The sequence below is a fragment of the Rhodococcus sp. G6(2025) genome (assembly GCF_058628105.1).
This window is the reverse complement of the sequence record NZ_CP179750.1, coordinates 4,075,664-4,094,847: the sequence shown is the minus strand read 5'-3', so window position 1 is coordinate 4,094,847 and position 19,184 is coordinate 4,075,664. Positions and strand designations below refer to the sequence as shown.

21 protein-coding genes are annotated in these 19,184 nt (G+C 69.1%); 14 read left to right on the top strand and 7 right to left on the bottom strand.

All coding sequences use genetic code 11. The features are described from left to right. Window positions 1-105 precede the first annotated feature (105 nt). The 5 genes from ACLIVD_RS18970 (at window position 106) to ACLIVD_RS18950 (ending at window position 5,540) form a co-directional block, all read left to right on the top strand. Entirely contained in the window at window positions 106-1,326 is a 1,221-nt protein-coding gene (locus ACLIVD_RS18970) for a lipase family protein (RefSeq protein WP_280783141.1), read from the top strand. Between the two features lie 118 nt (window positions 1,327-1,444). Next, entirely contained in the window at window positions 1,445-2,131 is a 687-nt protein-coding gene (locus tag ACLIVD_RS18965) for an SDR family NAD(P)-dependent oxidoreductase (RefSeq protein ID WP_283352792.1), read from the top strand. A 60-nt stretch (window positions 2,132-2,191) separates the two neighbouring features. Further along, the gene (locus tag ACLIVD_RS18960; RefSeq protein WP_283332476.1) at window positions 2,192-4,549 is read left to right on the top strand and encodes an ATP-binding protein; all 2,358 of its coding nucleotides are present in this window, start codon (window positions 2,192-2,194) and stop codon (window positions 4,547-4,549) included. A gap of 275 nt (window positions 4,550-4,824) precedes the next feature. Continuing rightward, on the top strand, window positions 4,825-5,214 hold the full coding sequence (locus ACLIVD_RS18955) for a Zn-ribbon domain-containing OB-fold protein (protein WP_105417507.1): 390 nt from the start codon (window positions 4,825-4,827) through the stop codon (window positions 5,212-5,214). 5 nt (window positions 5,215-5,219) lie between these two features. Then, entirely contained in the window at window positions 5,220-5,540 is a 321-nt protein-coding gene (locus ACLIVD_RS18950; RefSeq protein WP_105417505.1) for a hypothetical protein, read from the top strand. Window positions 5,541-5,550: 10 nt separating this feature from the next. Here ACLIVD_RS18950 and ACLIVD_RS18945 read toward each other — a convergent pair whose 3' ends face one another. From ACLIVD_RS18945 to ACLIVD_RS18935, 3 genes are read right to left on the bottom strand one after another with little or no spacing between them, the layout of a single operon-like run. Continuing rightward, entirely contained in the window at window positions 5,551-7,647 is a 2,097-nt protein-coding gene (locus ACLIVD_RS18945) for a xanthine dehydrogenase family protein molybdopterin-binding subunit (RefSeq protein WP_283352794.1), read from the bottom strand. Further along, the gene (locus ACLIVD_RS18940; protein ID WP_283352795.1) at window positions 7,644-8,636 is read right to left on the bottom strand and encodes an FAD binding domain-containing protein; all 993 of its coding nucleotides are present in this window, start codon (window positions 8,634-8,636) and stop codon (window positions 7,644-7,646) included. Before ACLIVD_RS18940 ends, ACLIVD_RS18945 begins: the two co-directional genes overlap by 4 nt. Next, window positions 8,633-9,160, bottom strand: a complete 528-nt coding sequence (locus tag ACLIVD_RS18935; protein ID WP_283332473.1) for a 2Fe-2S iron-sulfur cluster-binding protein — start codon at window positions 9,158-9,160, stop codon at window positions 8,633-8,635. Before ACLIVD_RS18935 ends, ACLIVD_RS18940 begins: the two co-directional genes overlap by 4 nt. Before the next feature lie 76 nt (window positions 9,161-9,236). Between ACLIVD_RS18935 and ACLIVD_RS18930 the strand changes: the two genes are divergently transcribed. From ACLIVD_RS18930 to ACLIVD_RS18910, 5 genes are read left to right on the top strand one after another with little or no spacing between them, the layout of a single operon-like run. Beyond that, window positions 9,237-10,154, top strand: a complete 918-nt coding sequence (locus ACLIVD_RS18930; RefSeq protein ID WP_025432596.1) for an amidohydrolase family protein — start codon at window positions 9,237-9,239, stop codon at window positions 10,152-10,154. Between the two features lie 56 nt (window positions 10,155-10,210). Beyond that, a complete protein-coding gene (locus ACLIVD_RS18925) occupies window positions 10,211-10,876 on the top strand; it encodes a glycosyltransferase family 2 protein (RefSeq protein WP_283352796.1) in 666 nt (221 codons plus the stop codon). Beyond that, a complete protein-coding gene (locus tag ACLIVD_RS18920; protein WP_491930422.1) occupies window positions 10,873-11,838 on the top strand; it encodes an acyl-CoA dehydrogenase family protein in 966 nt (321 codons plus the stop codon). Before ACLIVD_RS18925 ends, ACLIVD_RS18920 begins: the two co-directional genes overlap by 4 nt. Window positions 11,839-11,840: 2 nt before the next feature. Continuing rightward, window positions 11,841-12,614 carry a PIG-L deacetylase family protein gene (locus ACLIVD_RS18915; RefSeq protein WP_283332470.1) on the top strand — a complete coding sequence of 258 codons (774 nt, stop codon included), beginning with the start codon at window positions 11,841-11,843 and terminating at the stop codon, window positions 12,612-12,614. Then, a complete protein-coding gene (locus ACLIVD_RS18910) occupies window positions 12,599-13,225 on the top strand; it encodes a class I SAM-dependent DNA methyltransferase (RefSeq protein WP_280783152.1) in 627 nt (208 codons plus the stop codon). Before ACLIVD_RS18915 ends, ACLIVD_RS18910 begins: the two co-directional genes overlap by 16 nt. Before the next feature lie 13 nt (window positions 13,226-13,238). Here ACLIVD_RS18910 and phoU read toward each other — a convergent pair whose 3' ends face one another. Both phoU and ACLIVD_RS18900 read right to left on the bottom strand, forming a co-directional pair. Beyond that, window positions 13,239-13,886, bottom strand: coding sequence for a phosphate signaling complex protein PhoU (phoU, locus tag ACLIVD_RS18905; RefSeq protein WP_105417489.1), 648 nt, complete (start codon window positions 13,884-13,886; stop codon window positions 13,239-13,241). A 39-nt stretch (window positions 13,887-13,925) separates the two neighbouring features. Next, window positions 13,926-14,195, bottom strand: a complete 270-nt coding sequence (locus ACLIVD_RS18900) for a DUF4235 domain-containing protein (RefSeq protein WP_280783154.1) — start codon at window positions 14,193-14,195, stop codon at window positions 13,926-13,928. A 132-nt stretch (window positions 14,196-14,327) separates the two neighbouring features. Here ACLIVD_RS18900 and ACLIVD_RS18895 point away from each other — a divergent pair, with 132 nt between their 5' ends. Next, on the top strand, window positions 14,328-15,650 hold the full coding sequence (locus ACLIVD_RS18895) for an NAD(P)/FAD-dependent oxidoreductase (RefSeq protein WP_491930421.1): 1,323 nt from the start codon (window positions 14,328-14,330) through the stop codon (window positions 15,648-15,650). A gap of 38 nt (window positions 15,651-15,688) precedes the next feature. Beyond that, window positions 15,689-15,916 (top strand): hypothetical protein, encoded by a 228-nt coding sequence (locus ACLIVD_RS18890; RefSeq protein ID WP_280783156.1) that lies wholly within the window; start codon window positions 15,689-15,691, stop codon window positions 15,914-15,916. On the opposite strand, the gene ACLIVD_RS18885 is transcribed toward ACLIVD_RS18890, so the two are convergent. Continuing rightward, entirely contained in the window at window positions 15,913-16,602 is a 690-nt protein-coding gene (locus tag ACLIVD_RS18885; protein WP_491930420.1) for an HAD family hydrolase, read from the bottom strand. The genes ACLIVD_RS18890 and ACLIVD_RS18885 overlap by 4 nt on opposite strands. 78 nt (window positions 16,603-16,680) lie before the next feature. Between ACLIVD_RS18885 and ACLIVD_RS18880 the strand changes: the two genes are divergently transcribed. Together ACLIVD_RS18880 and ACLIVD_RS18875 are read left to right on the top strand one after the other, a co-directional pair. Beyond that, entirely contained in the window at window positions 16,681-17,124 is a 444-nt protein-coding gene (locus ACLIVD_RS18880) for an SRPBCC family protein (RefSeq protein WP_317567508.1), read from the top strand. A 4-nt stretch (window positions 17,125-17,128) separates the two neighbouring features. After that, the gene (locus ACLIVD_RS18875; RefSeq protein WP_491930419.1) at window positions 17,129-18,751 is read left to right on the top strand and encodes a phytoene desaturase family protein; all 1,623 of its coding nucleotides are present in this window, start codon (window positions 17,129-17,131) and stop codon (window positions 18,749-18,751) included. A gap of 12 nt (window positions 18,752-18,763) precedes the next feature. Here the strand turns inward: ACLIVD_RS18875 and ACLIVD_RS18870 are convergent, their stop codons facing one another. Then, on the bottom strand, window positions 18,764-19,174 hold the full coding sequence (locus ACLIVD_RS18870; protein WP_283332464.1) for an NYN domain-containing protein: 411 nt from the start codon (window positions 19,172-19,174) through the stop codon (window positions 18,764-18,766). Between the last annotated feature and the right edge of the window lie 10 nt (window positions 19,175-19,184).

The window sequence follows — 19,184 nt, the reverse complement described above, 5'->3', positions numbered from 1 at the left end:
TTGCGTCGGGCCCGCCCTCCATTGCAGTGGCGTAACGGGCGGGCCCGAATACCGATATCTCCTGCGAACTCGGTAACAATCGATCTACGCAAACTAGGAGGCGGCATGAAGCGCTCACGTATCTCGAGCCTCACCGCGGGTGCACTGTGTGCCGCATTCGTCGCCTGCGCCACCGTCGCGAACGTCGGAGTCGCGGCTGCTGTGCCGATCTATCCCGCATCCGACCCCGATCCCTTCTACCTGCAGCCGCAGGGTCTGGCGGATACGGCGGTCGGCGAGCCGCTCGTGGTCCGGCCGATGCCGCCGTTGCTCGCCTTCCCCGACACCGACGTCTGGCAGGTGAAGTACCGCACCACCAACTCGGAGGACCACCCGATCTCGTCGGTCACCACCGTGCTGGTTCCCCGCACCCGGGCGGTGAACGGGCCGCTGCTGTCGTATCAGCACATCATCAACGCGCTCGGACCGCGGTGCGCGCCGTCGCGGACCCTGTATTCGAACGATCCCGACCTCCAGATCAAGGAGGCGCCGGCACTGAACCTCGCACTGCAACGCGGCTGGACGGTCGCGCTTCCCGACCACCTCGGCCCGAACAGTGCGTACGGTGCCGCACGACTCGGCGGAACCATTACCCTGGACGGCATCCGCGCGGTTCAGCGGGTGCCCGAACTCGCCGTGGCGGAGAGCCCGGTCGCGCTGGCCGGGTACTCCGGTGGCGGCATGGCGTCGGCGTGGGCTGCGGCGCTCGCCCCCACGTACGCGCCGGAACTGAACATCGTCGGTGTCGCCGAGGGCGGTGTGCCCATGAACATCGGCAAGATGGCCAACGGCCTCGGCATGCAACCGCACCCGGCGTTCGGCCTCGCGATGGCGGCGGCACTCGGACTCGAGCGTGAGTACCCGGACCGCCTTCCGATCAGCGAGCAACTCAACGATCGCGGCCTGGCGATGCGCGACGAGATGGTCAACGCGTGCACCAACGGCATCCTCGCGGCAGGCGCAGGGCGCAGCGCGACGGAGGTCGCCAGGACCACCGACCTCATGAGCAGCCCGCAGGCCTGGGAGGTGCTGAACGAGAACAGTGTCGAGCTGTATCCGGGGGTTCCGACCGCGCCGATCTTCGAATGGCACAGCCCGACAGACGTACTCATTCCGGTCGACTCGATCGAGGCGACCGTCGCGCGATACTGCGCCGCCGGCGTCACGGTGCAGTCCGATCTGTTCCCGAGTCCCGACCACCTGACCACCGCCGTGCTGGGCCTTCCGACCGCCCTGGACTACCTCGATGCCCGGTTCCGCGGCGATCCGGCGCCGTCCAACTGCTGACGGTGGGCGTCGATCCGCGACGGGTCGCGTGTGCGGCTCGTCGTCGGATTATGTTCTGCCCGTACGCAGTCCGAAAGTTGAGCGTTTGAGCAGATCTGCCAGGGGGTATTCCGAATCCATGCACCCCAGCACACGCACCGCAGTCGTGACGGGATCGGACTCGCCGATGGGCCGAGCGGTCGCACTGGCGCTCGCGGACGACGGGTTCCACATCGGCCTCGCCTACGCCGCGGACCGGGACAGCGCCGAAGCCACCGCCGCCGACGTCCGGTCCAGATCGGTGAATGCGGCCGTGCAGCGCATGGACCTGGCCGACCTGCCCGACTCCGCGGCCGCCGTCGACGAGTTCGCCCGTGAGCTGGGCGGAATCGGCGTTCTCGTCAGCTGCCCCGGCAGTACGGCCGTCGAGTGCATGCAGCGCGCCGTCCGTTACATGATCGCAAGTGGCGGGGGCGGCCGGATCGTCAACATCGTCCCGTCGTCGTCCGGTCTCGGCGGACTCACCGGTCTGCTCGCCGCCGAATTGGCGCGATACTCGATCACGGTCAATTCGGTCGTGGTGCCCGCGGTCGAACCGGACTTCGCGTCGCCCGGCCCCGACGACCGGGAAGTCGCCGCCGTCGCGTCGTACCTGACCGCGCCGGGCGCAATGTTCGTCACCGGGGCCGCCTACGTGGTCGACGGCACCCGGATCGCCATGATCCCGCACAGCCTGACCGAGGCCGGCACGCGGCGGCCTGCCCGCCGCGCCAACCGCATCCGGTCCTACACCGGCCGCTGGGCGCCCACCCGCTGGACGCGGTGACCCGAAACTCGCGGACCCGCAGCCGAAAGCGTCGTTGCCGCCGCGCACCGGGAGTACCGTGTGCGCAGGGGGCTGCGAGTCGAGAGTGACGGTGTGATGCCGGCGGCAGTGAAGGGCACAGTGGGAAATCTGCCCCACGAACTGACGAGTTTCGTCGGCCGTCGCCGTGAGGTGACCGAGGCGCGACGTCTGCTGTCCGTGTCACGACTGGTGACGCTCGCCGGGATCGGCGGGGTCGGGAAAACCCGGCTGGCGTTGCGGGTGGCTGCCGATGCGAGTCGCGCATTCGAGGACGGCGTGTGGCTGGTCGAACTGGGAGAGCTGGACGACGACACGACACTCGTCGACGCCGTGTCGACGGCACTGCGACTGCGCGAGCAGCGCTCCGGGAACCCGGAGGTGCTGCTGACCGAGTACCTCGCCACCCGGCAACTGCTGCTGGTGCTCGACAACTGCGAGCACGTGGTCGCCGCGGCCGCCGCGTTGTCGGAGACGTTGTTGCGGAGCTGCCCGGAGTTGCGGATCCTCGCGACGAGCCGCGAACCGCTGGCCATCGGCGGCGAGGCGGTACTGCGGGTGCCGCCGTTGACGGTGCCCGAACCCGAACGCTCGTCACTGCAGGGCCTGCCGCAGTACGAGGCGGTGACGTTGTTCGTCGAGCGGGCGGCCACGGCGGTGCCGGAGTTCGAACTCACCGAGGACAACCATGTGGCGGTGGCCCGGATCTGCCGCCAGCTGGACGGGTTGCCGTTGGCGATCGAGCTGGCGGCGGTGCGGCTGCGGGTGATGTCGGCGGAACAGATCCTGCAGCGACTGACCGACCGCTACCGGTTGCTGACGGTCGGATCGCGGGGCGCGCCGAGCCGGCAGCAGACCCTGCGGCTGTGCGTCGACTGGAGCCACGAGCTGTGCACCGAGGAGGAACGCGAGCTGTGGGCGAGACTGTCGGTGTTCGCCGGCGGCTTCGAACTGGACGCCGTGGAGGGAATCTGCGCCGGGGACCTGCCGGTGGAGAACGTCCTCGACGTGGTGGCGTCGTTGATAGACAAGTCGATCCTGATCCGCGAGGAGTCGGGGCCGGCGGTGCGATACCACCTGCTCGAGACGGTGCGCGACTACGGCCGCGAGAAATTGCAGGAGACCGGGGAGTACGTGTCGCTGCGGCGGCGGCACCGCGACTGGTACGAGCAGTTGGTGGTGCAGTGCGAGGCCGAGTGGATCGGTCCCCGGCAGGTGATGTGGATCGGCCGGCTCGACGCGGAGACGCTGAACGTGCGGGCGGCTCTCCATTTCTGCCTGACCGAGCCGGGGGAGGCCGAGACGGGGCTGCGGATCGCCGCCGCACTGTACCCGTACTGGCGCGCCCGCGGACTGCTCCGTGAGGGTCGCCGCTGGCTCGGACAGCTGCTGGGACGGCACCCGGGTGGCGCGAGCCGGGAACGGATCGAGGCGCTGTACGTCGACAGTGTGCTCGCGGGCATGCACGGCGACCGCGAGGCCGCGAAAGCGCTGGTCGACGAGGGGGTCGTCCTCGCCGAGCGGAACGGTGACATGCTGATGCGTGCCCTGGTGGTCCACGCCGCCGGGTGCTGCGCCATGTTCGCCGGGGACCTCCCCCGCGCACGGGCCTGCTTCGAGGAGGCACTCGCCGAGTTCCGCGACAAGGGCAACCTGCTCCAACTGACGTGGGGACTGCTCGGGGTGGCACTGGTCAGCGGCATGCAGGGTGACGGGGCGGTGGCGAAGATGTGCGGGTCCGAGATCTTCGCGCTCACCGAGGCGCACGGCGAGTCCGTGTACCGGGGCTGGTCGCTGTGGGCGGCGGGAATGGCGGCGTGGCAGCGCGGACACCTCGCCCTCGCCGACGACTACGTGAAGCAGGGGCTGCGGCTGTCCCACCTGGTCGACGACCGGATCAGCGCGTGCGGGGCACTCGAGGTGCTCGCCTGGGTCGCCGTCGGCTCCGGCCGGGCCCAGCAGGCCGCCGAGCTGATGGGCGCCGCGGAGGCCGTCGCGCAGACCGTGGGCAACCCGAGCACCGTCTACCCGAACCTGCTCGTCCACCACGCCGAATGCGAGCAGCAGGCACGCGCCGTGATCGGGGACCGCGCATTCGACGCCGCCTTCGACCACGGCATGCACACGTCGTTCGACGATGCGGTCGCCTATGCGCTCGACGAGCAGCGACCGGAGGCGGTGTCGGCGTCGAACGGGGCGACGCACCTGACCCGACGAGAATGGCAGGTCGCGGAACTGGTCGCCGACGGGCTCACCAACAAGGCGATCGCCGCCCGGTTGGTGATCTCGCAGCGCACGGCGCAGGGGCATGTCGAGCACATTCTCGCGAAACTGGGTTTTAACTCGCGCACCCAGATCGCGGCGTGGATTGTCGAACACGCACAGGACCCGCACCCCTGACCGGGCACCCGCACGGGACGAAATAGGTATGTCCCCGGGTCGTTCAGCCGCTGTACTTCGCCGCCGCGGACGGGATGCTCGTACGCGTCCCCCCAATCCGGCTCGAGACCGAGGCCCCCGATGTCCACTGATCCCCGAACGCACCGAAAGCCCGACCCCCAACTTCCACGGCCCCCGATCCTCCGTCGGGCGCACACCGACCGGTGTCTTGTGTGGATCGGGGGAAGCCGAATGGCAGACGAGGTGGTGGGGCAGGAATTCACGGGGGTGACGGCGTGACCACGGACGGCATGACCCGCTGGCAGGGTCTTGCCCAGAAATGCGAACTGATGATCCAGCGCTGCCTCAACTGCACGACCCTGCTCGCGCCGTTGATGGCCACCTGCTCCGCGTGTCAGGGTTCGAACCTCGAGCGGGTCCCGTCGTGCGGCGTCGGATCGATCGTGTCCTCGAAGGTGGTCCACCGCGAGGTGAACGAGACCAACCGTGGCCTCGTCCCGTGCACGATCGCGATCGTCGAACTCGACGAGGGACCATGGGTGTACACCTGGATCGACGGCGACGTCCCGGCACCGTCCGACTGTCCGGTTCGCGTCGAGTTCCGTCCCGCGTCGACGGCGGAACAGTTGCCGGTGTTCGCGGTCCGCTCCGCCGGTCAGCGGTGAGCGGCATGACGACACAGATCACAGAGGAACCGGAGGAAGCGTTCGGCACCGATTGGCTGCGCCTGGCGCTTCGCCGATGCGATCTGCTCGCGCAGATGCACTCGGTGAGCTCGGATGCCCGGTGGATGATCAGCTTCGCGATCCAGTGGGCACCGTTCGGTGGTGCCAGCGCGGCGGAACTGCTGGAGCGATTCGGTGTCAGCCGCCGACGCTTCATGGAACTCGTGCTCGAGGGACTCGCACCGAAGTCCACCGATGTCCAGAAGATCCGCGCGATGAAACGTCACCTGCGCACCTCCCTCGCGCAGGCGTGGGGCGTGCAGTAGCACCGGTCGATCACCCGGGCAGCAGGTCGTCCAGGTGGATCGGCACCTTCCGAACCCGCACCCCGGTGGCGTGACGAACAGCGTTCGCCACCGCGGCCGCTGCCCCGACGATGCCGATCTCACCGGCGCCCTTCGATCCCATCGGATTGGCGTGCTCGTCGACGTCGTCGAGGCACACCGCGTCGAGGTACCTGATGTCGGCGTGCGTGCTGACGTGATAGGAGGCAAGGTCCTGGGTCACGACGTGACCGAACCGGGGGTCGTTCACACTGCTCTCGTGCAGCGCCATCGAGATCCCCATCGTCATCCCGCCGAGGAGTTGCGACCGAACCGTGCGGGTGTTGATCACCCGGCCGATCGCGAACACCCCGAGCATGCGTTCGACGCGGATCTCGCAGGTGTCCCGGTGGACGTGCGCCTCCACGAAGTGGGCACCGAACGAGTGGAGCGCGAACTTGTCGGCGTCGGGGTTGTCGGGCGTCCCCGCACTCGTCGCCGCGCCCGGGGCGGGGGACGTGCCGTGCTGGTCCCGGAACGCCCGGGCCGCCGCGACGATCGCACTGCCCCAGGAACTGGTACCCGTGGAGCCGCCTGCGACGGTCGCCGACGGAAGATTCGTGTCGCCGATCTGCAGGACGATCGCGTCGAGGGGACAGCCCAGCGCGTCGGCGGCGATCTGCGTGAGCGCGGTCCATGCGCCGGTGCCGATGTCGACCGACCCGATCTGCACGGTGTACGTGCCGTCGGATTCGTACACGATCCGGGCAACCGATCCCGGTGACGTGTTGGCGGGATACGTTGCGGACGCGACGCCCATCCCCACCTGCCACTCGGAGTCCGACCGGGCCCGCGCCGTCGCGTCGCGGTCCGCCCACCCGAAACGCCGGGCGCCCTCCCGCAGGCAGTCGGTGAGGCGCCGACCCGACCAGGGGTGGCCCGTACTCGGGTCGACGTCGGGTTCGTTGCGGATCCGCAGTTCGATCGGGTCGAGTCCGCAGGCCTCGGCCAGTTCGTCCATCGCCACCTCGGCCGCGAACATGCCCGGGGTCTCGCCGGGCGCACGCATCCAGGAGGGGGCGGGCACGTCGAGGGACGCGAGACGGTGGGTGGTGTACCGGGTGCCCGCGGAGTACATCAGCCGCGACGGGACTGCCGCCTGTTCGGCGAATTCCTTGATCTTCGCGGACTGCACGATCGCCTCGTGGGAGAGCGCGGTCAGCCGTCCGTCCGCATCCGCCCCGAGCCGGATGTGCTGCACCGTCGGGGTGCGATACGCGGAGAGGGCGAACATCTGCTGCCGGGTGAGCGCGAACTTCACCGGCCGGCCGTCCACCCGCTGCGCCGCCAGCACCACGAGTACGTCGTGCGCGTGCGGCAGTCCCTTGGAGCCGAAGCCGCCGCCGACGTACGGGGCGATCACCCGCATCTGCTCGACTTCGAGTCCGAACAGCGGTGCCAGCGTCTGCCGCACGGAGTGGACGCCCTGCGTCGAATCGTGCAGCGTCAGAACCGGTCCGCTGCCGCCCGGGGTCCATCGGGCGATGGCGGCGTGCGGTTCCATCGGATTGTTGTGTTCCATCGCGGTGGAGTACACCTGATCGACCGTGACCGCGGCGGCGGCGAGTGCCGCGTCGACGTCGCCGTCCTCGGTGTCGGTTGGGAACCCCGCGTTCACGTCTTCGGGGGCGTACAGGTCGTCCCGGCCGGAATGGAAGTCGGTGTCGTGGGATTCCACGTCGTAGTCGACACGCACGAGGCTCGCGCCGTGCCGGGCGACCTCGGGTGTCTCCGCGACCACCGCACCCACGAATTGGCCGCGGAAGTGGACCTCGGGGTCCTGCAGGATCGCGAGTTCCCCGTCCGAGGTGTCTGCGAGGCGGGGCGCATCGAACACCGTCAGGACCGCGAGCACCCCGTCCAGGGCTTCCGCGTCGGCCGTGTGCATCGCCGTGATCCGGCCGCGTCCGATCGTCGACAGGATCGGATGCAGATACGTCGGCTCCTCCACCGGGTACTCGAACGCGTACAACGCCGTGCCGGTCACCTTGTCGTGGGCGTCCAGCCGTTCGGCGGAGGTCCCGATCACCTTCGGATCGACGAGGGTCATCGGCGCGCCTCCTCGGCGAGTGAACGAAGTACCGACGCGAGCACCCGGCGGGTCAGCGCGACCTTGAATTCGTTTCCCGGAAGCGGTTGTGCCGCGGCGAGTTCCGCTGCGGCGGCCTCGGCGAACGTGGCCTCCGTGGGCGGCGACCCGACGAGGACCTCCTCGGCGAGCGTGGCACGCCAGGGTCGGTGCGCGACCCCGCCGAGCGCGACCCGCGCCGACGTGATCGACGTGTCCCCGATCGTCAGCTCGGCGGCCACCGACACCACCGCGAACGCGAACGAGGCACGGTCACGCACCTTCCGGTACGCGGACCGGTTCCCGGCAGGCGGCGGGGGCAGCTCCACGGCCGTCACGAGATCACCGTGCGCGAGGACGGTGTCGCGGTCGGGCCGGTCCCCGGGAAGCCGGTAGAACTCGCTCAGCGGGATTCGCCGGTCACCGTCGGCACTGCGCACCACCACGACACCGTCGAGCGCCGTCATCGCGACGGCCATGTCGGACGGGTGCACCGCGACGCAGTGCTCCGACGCGCCGAGAATGGCGTGGTAGCGGACGTAACCGCCGATCGCGGAACACCCGGTGCCGGGCTCCCGCTTGTTACACGGCGTCGAGACGTCCTGGAAGTACACGCAGCGAGTCCGCTGAAGCAGATTTCCCGCCGTGGTCGCGACGTTGCGCAGCTGGCCCGACGCACCGGAGAGGAGTGCGCGCGACAGCATCGGGTACCGGGCGCGGACGACGTCGTGCGCGGCGAGATCGCTGTTGCGGACGGCCGCCCCGATACGGAGCCCGCCGTCCGGGAGTTCGGCGACGTCGTCGAGGGGAAGACGGCTCACATCGACGAGGAGATGCGGGTGCGCCACCCCGAGCTTCATGTGGTCGACGAGGTTGGTGCCGCCGGCGAGGAACGACGCCCGCGGGTCACCCGTGACCGTGGCGACGGCACTGTCGACGTCGGTGGCCCGTTCGTAATCGAAGGGAATCACGCCTCCGCCGCCTGCCTGATCGCCGCGAGGATGTTCGGGTACGCGCCGCACCGGCAGAGGTTTCCGTTCATCCGCTCCCGTATCTCGTCGTCGGTGAGTTCGGGCGGAGCGGTCAGGTTCTCGGTGACGGCGCTCGGGTGCAGGGCCAGGAACTCGTCGAACATCCCGATCGCCGAACAGATCTGACCGGGCGTGCAATAACCACACTGCAGTCCGTCCTGCTCGACGAACGCCTGCTGAACGGAATGCAGCACCTCTCCGTCGGCCAGCCCGTGCGCGGTGACGACGCGGTCCCCGTCGTGGGCGATCGCGAACGTGAGGCAGGGCGTGACCCGTCTGCCGTCGAGGAGGACGGTGCACGAGCCGCACTGGCCGTGGTCGCAGCCCTTCTTGGGCGCGGTCACCCCGAGGTGATCGCGAAGCGCGTCGAGCAGCGTCGTGCGGGTGTCGACTTCGAGTGTCCGTTCCTCACCGTCCACGGTGAGGGTGATCTTCCGGTAGCGGGGGCTGTCCGCGACATTCATGGCGGGAGGTTACCCGCGGTGGCAGATCCCGAATCAGAGTCGGCTCCCGCGGGGAATTGCTGGTATATCGGACCACATGGCCTCTGCTCAGTGGATCGACACGCACGTGCATCTGGTGGACTTCCTGCAACATCCCGCCGCCGTGCACGAATTACGCGACACCCTGGTCGACGCCGGTGCGCAGCGCGCCGTGGTGTTCGGTCTCCCGCTGAAGAAGAAGTGGTCGACGGCCGAGCCGGTGCGGCCGGACTACTACCTCGACGACAATGCGCCGTGTCATTACCACTCGCTGACCGACGCCATCGTCCTCGACCTGCTACCCGAACTCGAATCCGACGGCCGGTTGACGGTGGCGCCGCTCGTCTGTGGTTTCGATCCCACCGACCGCCTCGCGGTCGAGCATGTCGAATTCGTGTGGAATCGCACCGATCGCTGGGCCGGTGTCGGTGAGGTCATGTTCCGTCACGACGACCTCACGAATCTCACGCTCGGCGAGGTGCCCTCTCCCGACCACGTGGCGATGGACGAGGTTCTCGCGTTCTGCGCCGAGAAGGAGGTGCCGATCTCGCTCCATCACGACTCCGCCTCGACCGGAATGCCGGGCAGGCACGAATACATCGGCGCACTCGAGCGAGCCCTCGAACGGCATCGGTCGACCTCCGTCGTCTGGTGCCACGCGGGCGTGTCGCGCCGCGTCGACCCCAGCGGTCAGTTGGGCCTGGTCCGCGAACTACTGGGTCGGCACCCGAACTTGACCGTCGAACTGTCGTGGGTGCTGCTGGATCGAATCGTCGACGGCTCCGACGTCGCCGCCGACTGGGTGGAGGTGATCACCCGGCATCGCGACCGATTCGTCGTCGGCACGGACACCGTGGGCAGGGCGGAGACGGTGAAGACCCGGGGACGTCAAATCCGTACGTTGCTGGGTGCGCTACCCGTCCCGGTCGCGCACCAGGTTGCCGTCGTCAACGCCGAACGGTTGTGGTTCCCCTGACGACGGACTGGGTACTTGCTGAACCCGGAAACAGTGAGTGATCAGGAAGGGACGTCATGCGCGTCGAGCACATCACGGTGGTCGTGCCCGCCCACGACGAGGAAGCGTTGCTGCCCGGCTGCCTGGAGGGCCTGCATACCGCCGCGCAGGCGGTGTCCGTGCCGGTCACGACAGTGGTGGTGCTCGACGGGTGCACCGACGGCAGTGAAGCCGTCGTCCGCAGGGCGGGTGTCGACGTCGTGGTCCTGGGTGCGCGGAACGTCGGAGCGGCCCGGCGTGCGGGTTTCGAGTCGGTCGCCCCGCGCCCGCACGAGTGGTTCGCCACGACGGACGCCGACTCGCGCGTCCCCGCGCACTGGCTGTCGTCCCACCTGCAACACGCGAGTCGTGGGGCGCAGTTGGTGGCGGGCACGGTGGCGGTCACCGACTGGTCGGGGTGGCCCGACCACGTCCGGTCGCGGTACGGCAGCGCCTACCGGTCCGGCGCCGCCCACGGGCACGTGCACGGCGCATCCCTCGGATTCTCCGCGGACCTGTATCGGGCGGCGGGAGGGTTTGCCGCACTGCCCGCGCACGAGGACGTGGATCTGGTGCAGCGGATGGTCGAGCGGGGAGCGAACGTGGTGTGGAGTATCGATGCCCCGGTGGAGACATCTGCGCGAGTCGACGCCCGCGCGCCGCAGGGTTTCGCCACGTACCTCGAAGGACTGCAGGACCGATGAGCGCCGACGTCACCCACGACAGCAGCCCCACCGACGCCGCAGTGCGGGCGATCATCGGTGCGGGGGACGCGGAACTGCCGCTGCCCGGCGGAGGCTCGACCGCAGCCCGGTGGGCACGGCTGACGCAATGGTGCCGCCACGACCTCTCGGTCGGCCGGCTCCTCGAGGCACACGCCGACGCGGACGCGATCCTCGCCGAAGTCGACGGCACCCGCGCCGGCCGGAACGAATTCTGGGGCGTGTGGGCCAGCGAGCCACCACACCCCGTCCTACACGCGTCCCGCGACGTCACCGGGTGGCGCCTGCGGGGGACCAAGGCATGGTGCTCCGGGGCGTCGATGTGCACGCATGCCCTGATCACGGCACGAGTCGACGGGCAACCCCGCCTGTTCGCCGTCGATCTGCGGGAACCGGGGGTCACGGCGGGACGCGGAGGCTGGCGGAATCCGGGCATGGCGGCGACCGACACCGAGTCGGTGACGTTCGACGGTGTTCCCGCGCGACCGGTGGGCGCGCCCGACGAGTACCTGGATCGTCCCGGGTTCTGGCACGGCGGCATCGGGGTGGCGGCGTGCTGGTTCGGGGGCGCACTCGCCGTCGCGGAACCGCTGCGGGTGCGGGCCCGGAGTGGCCGCGCGGACAGTCACCAGCTCGCGCACCTCGGCGCGATCGACGTCGCCGTCAGCGCGGCACGATGGGCACTCGAATCGGCGGCCGGGGAGGTGGACGCGAGCCCCCTCGACCGGAAATCCGCCCAGGTGCGCGCGTTCCGGGTGCGGGCGCTGATCGAACGGACCGCGAGCGAGGTGATCGACCGCGTCGGCCGAGCGCTGGGCGCCGCGCCGCTCGCGACCGACGCCGACCATGCCCGCAACGTCGCGGACCTCCTCGTCTACATCCGGCAATCCCACGCCGAACGCGATCTCGCGACACTCGGCGCACTCGTCGCGGGGGAGGACTGACAGTGGACAACGGCACCAGGTTCCGGGAGATCCCCGTGGCCGCGCGCGGCACACCGGAGGACGAATGGCAGCCGTGGCTGGAGTCCACCCGCTTCCTGCCGGTACCACTCGCGGAATGCGACCGGTTGGTCGTCGTCGCACCACATCCCGACGACGAGGTACTCGGCGTGGGCGCGCTGATGGCCGCCGCCGCGGCCGCCGGCATACCCGTCGTGGTGGTGGCGGTGACGGACGGTGCGGCGTCCCACCCGGACTCGCCGACGCTGTCGCCCAACGCCCTGGCCGCCGCCCGGATCGCCGAATCGAACCAGGCGACAGCACTGTTGGGTGTCGGGGAACCACTGCGACTCGGAATACCGGACGGCGGGGTGAGCGCACACGAGCACGCACTCACCACCGGCCTCGTGGACGTGCTCACCGCGACCTCCGGGGAAGGGGAGAGGGTGTGGGTGCTCGCGACCTGGCGAGGGGACGGCCACCCCGATCACGAAGCCACTGGGCGAGCTGCGGCAGCAGCTTGCTCGATCACCGGGCACCGACTGATCGAGTATCCGGTCTGGATGTGGCACTGGGCCCGGCCTGCCGATCCGGCGGTGCCCTGGAACCGGATACGCGTCCTGACCCCGGCCGCCGAGATCCTGGCACGCAAACGCCGTGCCGTCGACGAATTCCGGACCCAGATCCTCCCGCTGTCCGAGGACCCGCGGGACGCCGCGATCCTCCCGCCGTGGGTGCTCGCGAGACTGATGCGGACAACGGAATGGGTGCTGTGGTGAGCGCGATGGATCCCGGCTACTTCGAGACGATGTACGCGGACTCGGCGGACCCGTGGGGCTTCGACGAACGGTGGTACGAGCGCCGCAAGTACGCGCTCACTCTCGCGGCCCTGCCCCGTCCGCACTATCGACGGGCGTTCGAACCGGGGTGCTCTATCGGCGTGCTCACGGCGCACCTGGCGCGGCGCTGCGACCGGGTCGTCGCAACGGACGTGGTTCCGCGCGCCCTGGAGAGCGCACGGGACCGTCTGCGGCGCGAAGGAGTGGCCGACCGGGTGGAACTCGGCCTCGCATCGCTGCTCGACCCGTGGCCGCCCGGCGCCTTCGACCTCGTCGTGCTCAGTGAGGTGCTGTACTACCTGACGCCCGCCGACCTCGCCACCACGCTGGGACGTGCCGTCGACGCCCTGGAAGTCGGTGGCACTCTCGTGGCGGTCCACTGGCAGCATCCGGTACCCGAGTACCCGCAGACCGGCCGCGCGGTGCACGAGACGGTCGCCGCGACGGACGGCCTCCACCGTGCCGGGGCGTACCAGGACGCGGACTTCCACCTCGACGTCTACACCCGAGGTCCGGTGCCCTCGGTGGCCGCGGCGGAAGGGTTGAGCTGACCGGGCGCCGCGCTCACTGTTCGGGCAGGCTGCCCGTCTCGAGGAAGATGACGCGCCTGCCGATCTCGACCGTGTGGTCGCAGAACCGCTCGTAGAAGCGGCCGAGCAGGGTGATGTCGACGGCCGACTGGACACCGTGCGGCCAGTCCTCGGCCTGGGTGATCGTGAACAGGCTCCGATGGAGTTCGTCCATCGCCTCGTCCGCCGTCAGCAATCCGCGTGCGCGTTCGGGATCGCGGTGTTGCAGAACCTGCTCCGTCTCCTTCGCCTGCGCGACGGCGACGGCGCCCATCTCGGTGAACACGTCCAGGACCTCGTCAGGAACGACGTGGTCGGGATGCCGTCGGCGGGCGATCTTCGCGATGTGCACCGCGAGTCCGCCCATGCGGTGCAGATCCGCGGAGATGTGGAGGCCGCCGACCATGAACCGGAGGTCGTGCGCGACCGGCGCCTGCAGCGCCAGCAGTGCGAAGGCCCGCTTCTCCCAGTGCGCCGCGGCATCGTCGAGTTCGCCGCTCACATCGATGACGTGCTCGGCGAGCTCGAGGTCTGCCTGCAGCAGTGCGTCGCTCGCCTCCGACATCGCGGTAACGGACAGCCGGCACATGGAGGCGAGATCGCCGGACAGGCTGTCGAGGTTTTCCGCGAAACGAGTACGCATCGGCTCAGCCTAGGGGTGTTCCGTGACAACTGCCTCGATCTACCGTGGGTCGGCGTGGGCGAGCTTCCGGTATCCCTGCGCGCCTGCACGGTCTACCGCCGCCTTGACCAGGCCGAATACGGTGCCCTGCACGGCCGCCGCGATCAGCACCTCGCGGGTGCTGCGTGTGAGATCCTTGGGGTCGGGAGCCTCGGATTCGCCGGCGACGCGCTTCCACACCTGACCGAAGGCCGCACTGGCCGCGATTCCGCCGGCGACACTCGCGGCCAGCGCCAACGGTTTGTACATTGCCTTCGACACAGCACTCATGTTCCCGCCCTTCACATTCGATCACGTCGATCACTCTCGTACGGCGAGTACCCGGAATCGCCGTCCTCACACCGCGATGCCGCGCCGCCGGAGATTGTTTGGTTCGACGCCAGGTTGGGGACAGTGTTCTGTATGACCCACGAATCAGCTGGAGAGCCAACTCGCATCGTCGTGGTGGGAAGCGGCTTCGCCGGATTCGAATGCGCACGCGCTCTCACGCGGCGCCTCCGGGGGACCGATAGCCGCATCACCATGATCTCGGCGCACGACTACATGCTCTACACACCGCTCCTGCCCGAGGTGGCGGGCGGAATCCTGGACGCACGGTTCGTCACCGTTCCGCTGTCCGAGGCGCTGCCGAACGTCGAACTGGTGAAGGGCAACGTCGATTCCGTCGACTTCGAGGCCCGCACCGTGCACGTGACCGACTGCGAGCAGGGCGTCGAGGACGTGGCCTGGGACCGGGTGGTGCTCACCCCCGGGTCGGTGACGCGCCTGTTCGACATTCCCGGTCTCGCCGAGCACGCCAGGGGACTCAAGACGCCGGCCGAGGCGCTGTACTTCCGCGACCAGCTCCTCACCCAGATCGAACTCGCCGAGCGGGACACCGATCCTTCGGTCGCCGACGCCCGCCGGACGGTCGTCGTAGTGGGTGCCTCCTACGCGGGCACGGAACTCACCGCCCAACTGCGCGCCCTCGCCGACGAAGCGGCCGCGCGGCGAAACCTCGACCCCGCGAAGATCCGGTTCCTGCTGCTCGACGCCGCCGGCAAGGTGATGCCGGAGGTGGGGGAGAAGCTGGGCGGCAAGGTACTGGATGTGCTGCGCTCCCGCGGCATCGACGTGCGACTGGAAACCACCCTCACGGAACTCGGACCCGAACACGTCACGCTCGACGACGGCACCGTGATCCCCACCCGCACCGTCGCCTGGGTGACGGGAGTGACCGCCAGCCCCCTCATCGACACGCTCGGATTACCCACCGAGAAGGGAAGGTTGACGGTGCGCCCCGACCTCTCGGTGGACGGGCATCCCGACGTGTTCGCGGGCGGCGACGCCGCAGCTGTTCCCGATCCGAAGAACAGCGGGTCGATCACCCCACCCACCGCCCAGCACGCCGTCCGGCAAGGGCAGGCCCTGGCCAGCAACGTCGCGGCCAGCCTGGGCGTCGGCGACCCGAAACCGTACAGCCACCGCGACATGGGTCTCGTCGTGGATCTCGGCCCGGGGTTCGCCGTCGCGAATCCTCTCGGCATCCAGCTGTCGGGGTTCCTCGCGAAGGTGGTCACGCGCGCCTACCACCTGTACGCCATGCCGAACGCGGCCAATCGCTGGGCGGTCGCTCTCGCCTACCTCACCGATCTGCTCTTCCCCCGCCCACTCGTGTCGATCGGACTGGTCACCGATTCGGAATCGCGGTTCGCGGCCGGGGAGGGCGTAGGAGCGCAGCACTGAAAGCACGCCGCCTGCGAACGCAACGAAAGGAACAGATGATGGCTGAGAGCAAGAAGCAATTCGTCGCACTGCGCCTCGACGAGGTGATCCACGAATGGGAGGCGGACGCGCCTGCCGGTGGTTCCGAATCCGGGGGATCGGAGGGTCCGTTGGTCACAGCGCAGCGCCACCGAGCCGAGATAGACACCGCGACCGACGAGCGTGTCGACGAGATCGCCGACGCGTATCCCGAGATCGCGCAGGCGTGGTCGTCGCGCGGAGCCTAGGACACCAGCAGCTTCGCCAGCGGACTGGACTCGAGGTTGTCCAGTAGGTCCTGTGCGTCCTCGAACACCGCCGCCGCGCCGGCCTCCGTCAACTCGGCGCGGGAAATACCCCCGCTGAGGAGACCGACGAACGTGACACCGGCCCGGGACGCCGCCTTGCCGTCCCACACAGCGTCGCCCACCATCACCGCAGTGTCGGGCGACGAGGACGCTCGGTCCATCGCCGCACGGACCACCCCAGGATCCGGCTTGGCATGATCGACGTCCTCGGACGACGTGGTGTGAGCGGTGTACGAGTCGACCGACAAGATCGCCCGCAGCGCATCCAGCTCCTCCTCCGGGGCGGAGGTGGCAAGGACGACCTGCACACCGCGCCCGTGCAATTCCCGGATCAGTTCCCGTGCCCCGGACAGCGGCCGCATGCTGTCCCGCGCGCCGAGGTAATACGTCGTGTGGAGATCCTTCGCGCGGTCCCCGAGCTCGTCCGCATCGTCACCGAGAAGCGATTGCAGGAGAAGCGAAGAATCCAGTCCGATCGCACGATGCACCCGCCACGCGTCCACATCGTGCCCGACCTCCCGGAACGCCCGCTGCCACGCTCGGACGTGCAGGTAATTGGAGTCGACCAGGGTGCCGTCGACGTCGAACAGCGCTGCTCGAGTGGTGGACGCAGATTCCGCAGACATAGGCTCGAGCAAACCACAGTTTTCGATGCGATGAACGCGGGTAAGCGCGGAGAGTCCGTCAAGTACTCATTCGAGGGAGTGGTCGTCATCGAGGCACAACACGACACGTCGGCGTCGGCTTCGGACGTGTGGTCCGTTCTCGCCAACGGGTGGCTGTACCCGTCCTGGGTGGTCGGAGCGTCACGCATGCGTGCCGTCTCCGCCGAATGGCCCGCCGTCGGGAGCCGTCTGCACCATTCCGTCGGCGCCTGGCCCGCGTTGATCGACGACTCCACCGAGGTCCTCTTCGCCGAAGAGGACCGTGAACTTCGGCTGCTCGCCCAGGTGACGCCTACGAAAGCTGTCGTGCGACTGCGACTCGAGCCGCGTGGATCCGGCTGCCACCTCCGGATGTCCGAGGCCGCAGCCTCCGTTCCGTTGAAGTGGGTTCCGCAGACGGCGCAAGACCTCGCGGTCCTCCCGCGAAATCTGGAGTGTCTACGCCGGCTCTCGTTCCTCGCCGAGCGAAACACGAAACCCTGACGCCGTGACAGTGCGGACTATCGACGCTGTCGTCATCGGGGCCGGACCCAACGGTCTCGCCGCAACGGCCACCCTGGCGGAGGCCGGCTGGGACGTCGTCCTCCTCGAACAACAACCCGAGCCGGGTGGCGCCGTCAGGTCGGCCGAACTCTTCCCGGGTTTCCGCACCGACCTGTTCAGTGCGTTCTATCCCCTGGCAGCGGTCTCACCGGCGATCCGGCACCTCGACCTCGAAGGTGTCGGTCTGCGATGGAGCCAGGCGCCCGCCGCGGTCGGGCACCCCAGGCACCCGCACGACGACGACGCCCCGCTGATCCACCGGGATCCGGCAGACACCGCGGCCGACCTCGAGCGCAGGCAACCGGGGGACGGACAGGCGTGGCTCCGCCTCTTCGAGCAGTGGAAGGACGTGAAGGAACCGTTCCTCGACACCCTGTTCAGCCCGTTTCCGCCTGTACGGGGACCACGGCGACTGTTGTCGCAGCTCGGCACCGCGGAAGCTCTCCGGCTCCTGCGTTTCCTCATGCTGCCCGCACGCCGGATGACGCACGAGCTGTTCGACGGAGAATCGGCCCGGGTGTTGTTGCTGGGCAACGCAATGCACGCCGACACCCCGGTCGACGCACCGGGGAGCGGAGTCATGGGATATCTCCTGACCATGCTCGCGCAGGACGACGGGTACGTCGTCCCGGTCGGTGGGGCCGGCGCCCTCTCCGCCGCGATGGCGGAACGAGCGAAACGGAACGGCGCGGAAATTCGGTGCGGCGAGGAGGTGACGTCGATCGAGGCAACCGGGGGAGTGGCGACAGAGGTTCGGACCGCGGGCGGCGACCGCTATCTGGTCAGGCGCGCGGTGCTCGCCGATGTCTCCGCGCCCGCACTCTACGGACGGCTGCTGGATTCCTCCGCTGTCCCTGCGGGCGTCCGTGCAGACCTCGAGAAGTTCGAATGGGATACCCCCGTCGTCAAGGTGAACTACGCTCTGGACCGCAAGATTCCGTGGCGGTCGCGGAGCCTCGAGTCCGCCGGAACCGTGCATCTGGGCGCCGACGACAACGGACTGGTCCGGTGGATGGCCGACCTGACCACAGGGGTGATCCCGACCCACCCGTTCCTACTGTTCGGTCAGATGACGACGTCCGATCCCAGCCGTTCGCCCGAGGGAACCGAAAGCGCCTGGGCCTACACGCATCTGCCGCGGGGAATCACGGACGACGAATCGGCCGAGTTGCTGGGGCACCGAGTGGACGCGATGCTCGAATCGCACGCGCCGGGATTCGCCGAGCGGGTGGTGGGTCGCAATGTGCAGCGTCCGGGCGACCTCGAGGCGAGCAATGCGAACCTGCACGGCGGCGCCGTCAACGGCGGCACCGCCCAGCTGTACCAGCAGCTCGTCTTCCGCCCGACCCCGGGTTCGTCCGGGCCCTACACGTCCATCGACCGGCTGTATCTGGCCAGCTCGGCCACCCATCCGGGCGGCGGTGTCCACGGTATGTGTGGATACAACGCGGCTCGTGCCGCCCTGGCCGATCACGGGCGGTGGGGGTTGGTGCGGAGGAAGGTCCGTGGCCGCATCCTCGACCTCGTGGTCACCCCCGACGGAAAGCGGTCGCCGCACCGCCGCTGAGTGGTAAGACCGTCAGGAGTCGATGTGGTCCAGGAGCCAGCGCGGACCGATTGTTCTGGCCCCGAGTGCCTCGACTCGGTCGCGGAGTTCTCGGTCTGCGGTGACGACGGTGATCGGCCGGTCGCCGTCCTCCTCGGCGGCTGCGGCCACCACGTCGACGATCGCGTCGTCGCCCGAACCGACCGCCGATACCACGTGCAGGCCCTCGAATTCCGGGTTGGTCTCACCGGTGACCGCGGCCTTCGCCGCGCCCTCGAGGACGACCACCACCTCGACGGGCTGGTCCAGGCGCTGTTCGAGGGTGCCGAGCTTGGCGAGCAATCGTCGAGCCGCACCGGCACGATCACGCCACCAACCGTCAGGTCGCGAGCCGACGACGTTCGCAGCATCCACCACAACCAGCGCAATTTTGTCGTCAGCCACGCCCTCAGTC

Excerpts from the sequence above, each read along its gene's own strand:
- ACLIVD_RS18970 (WP_280783141.1), top strand. The coding sequence starts at position 106 with ATGAAGCGCTCACGTATCTCGAGCCTCACCGCGGGTGCACTGTGTGCC.
- ACLIVD_RS18965 (WP_283352792.1), top strand. The coding sequence starts at position 1,445 with ATGCACCCCAGCACACGCACCGCAGTCGTGACGGGATCGGACTCGCCG.
- ACLIVD_RS18950 (WP_105417505.1), top strand. The coding sequence starts at position 5,220 with ATGACGACACAGATCACAGAGGAACCGGAGGAAGCGTTCGGCACCGAT.
- ACLIVD_RS18945 (WP_283352794.1), bottom strand. The coding sequence starts at position 7,647 with ATGACCCTCGTCGATCCGAAGGTGATCGGGACCTCCGCCGAACGGCTG.
- ACLIVD_RS18935 (WP_283332473.1), bottom strand. The coding sequence starts at position 9,160 with ATGAATGTCGCGGACAGCCCCCGCTACCGGAAGATCACCCTCACCGTG.
- ACLIVD_RS18930 (WP_025432596.1), top strand. The coding sequence starts at position 9,237 with ATGGCCTCTGCTCAGTGGATCGACACGCACGTGCATCTGGTGGACTTC.
- ACLIVD_RS18925 (WP_283352796.1), top strand. The coding sequence starts at position 10,211 with ATGCGCGTCGAGCACATCACGGTGGTCGTGCCCGCCCACGACGAGGAA.
- ACLIVD_RS18920 (WP_491930422.1), top strand. The coding sequence starts at position 10,873 with ATGAGCGCCGACGTCACCCACGACAGCAGCCCCACCGACGCCGCAGTG.
- ACLIVD_RS18910 (WP_280783152.1), top strand. The coding sequence starts at position 12,599 with ATGGGTGCTGTGGTGAGCGCGATGGATCCCGGCTACTTCGAGACGATG.
- phoU (WP_105417489.1), bottom strand. The coding sequence starts at position 13,886 with ATGCGTACTCGTTTCGCGGAAAACCTCGACAGCCTGTCCGGCGATCTC.
- ACLIVD_RS18900 (WP_280783154.1), bottom strand. The coding sequence starts at position 14,195 with ATGAGTGCTGTGTCGAAGGCAATGTACAAACCGTTGGCGCTGGCCGCG.
- ACLIVD_RS18895 (WP_491930421.1), top strand. The coding sequence starts at position 14,328 with ATGACCCACGAATCAGCTGGAGAGCCAACTCGCATCGTCGTGGTGGGA.
- ACLIVD_RS18890 (WP_280783156.1), top strand. The coding sequence starts at position 15,689 with ATGGCTGAGAGCAAGAAGCAATTCGTCGCACTGCGCCTCGACGAGGTG.
- ACLIVD_RS18885 (WP_491930420.1), bottom strand. The coding sequence starts at position 16,602 with ATGTCTGCGGAATCTGCGTCCACCACTCGAGCAGCGCTGTTCGACGTC.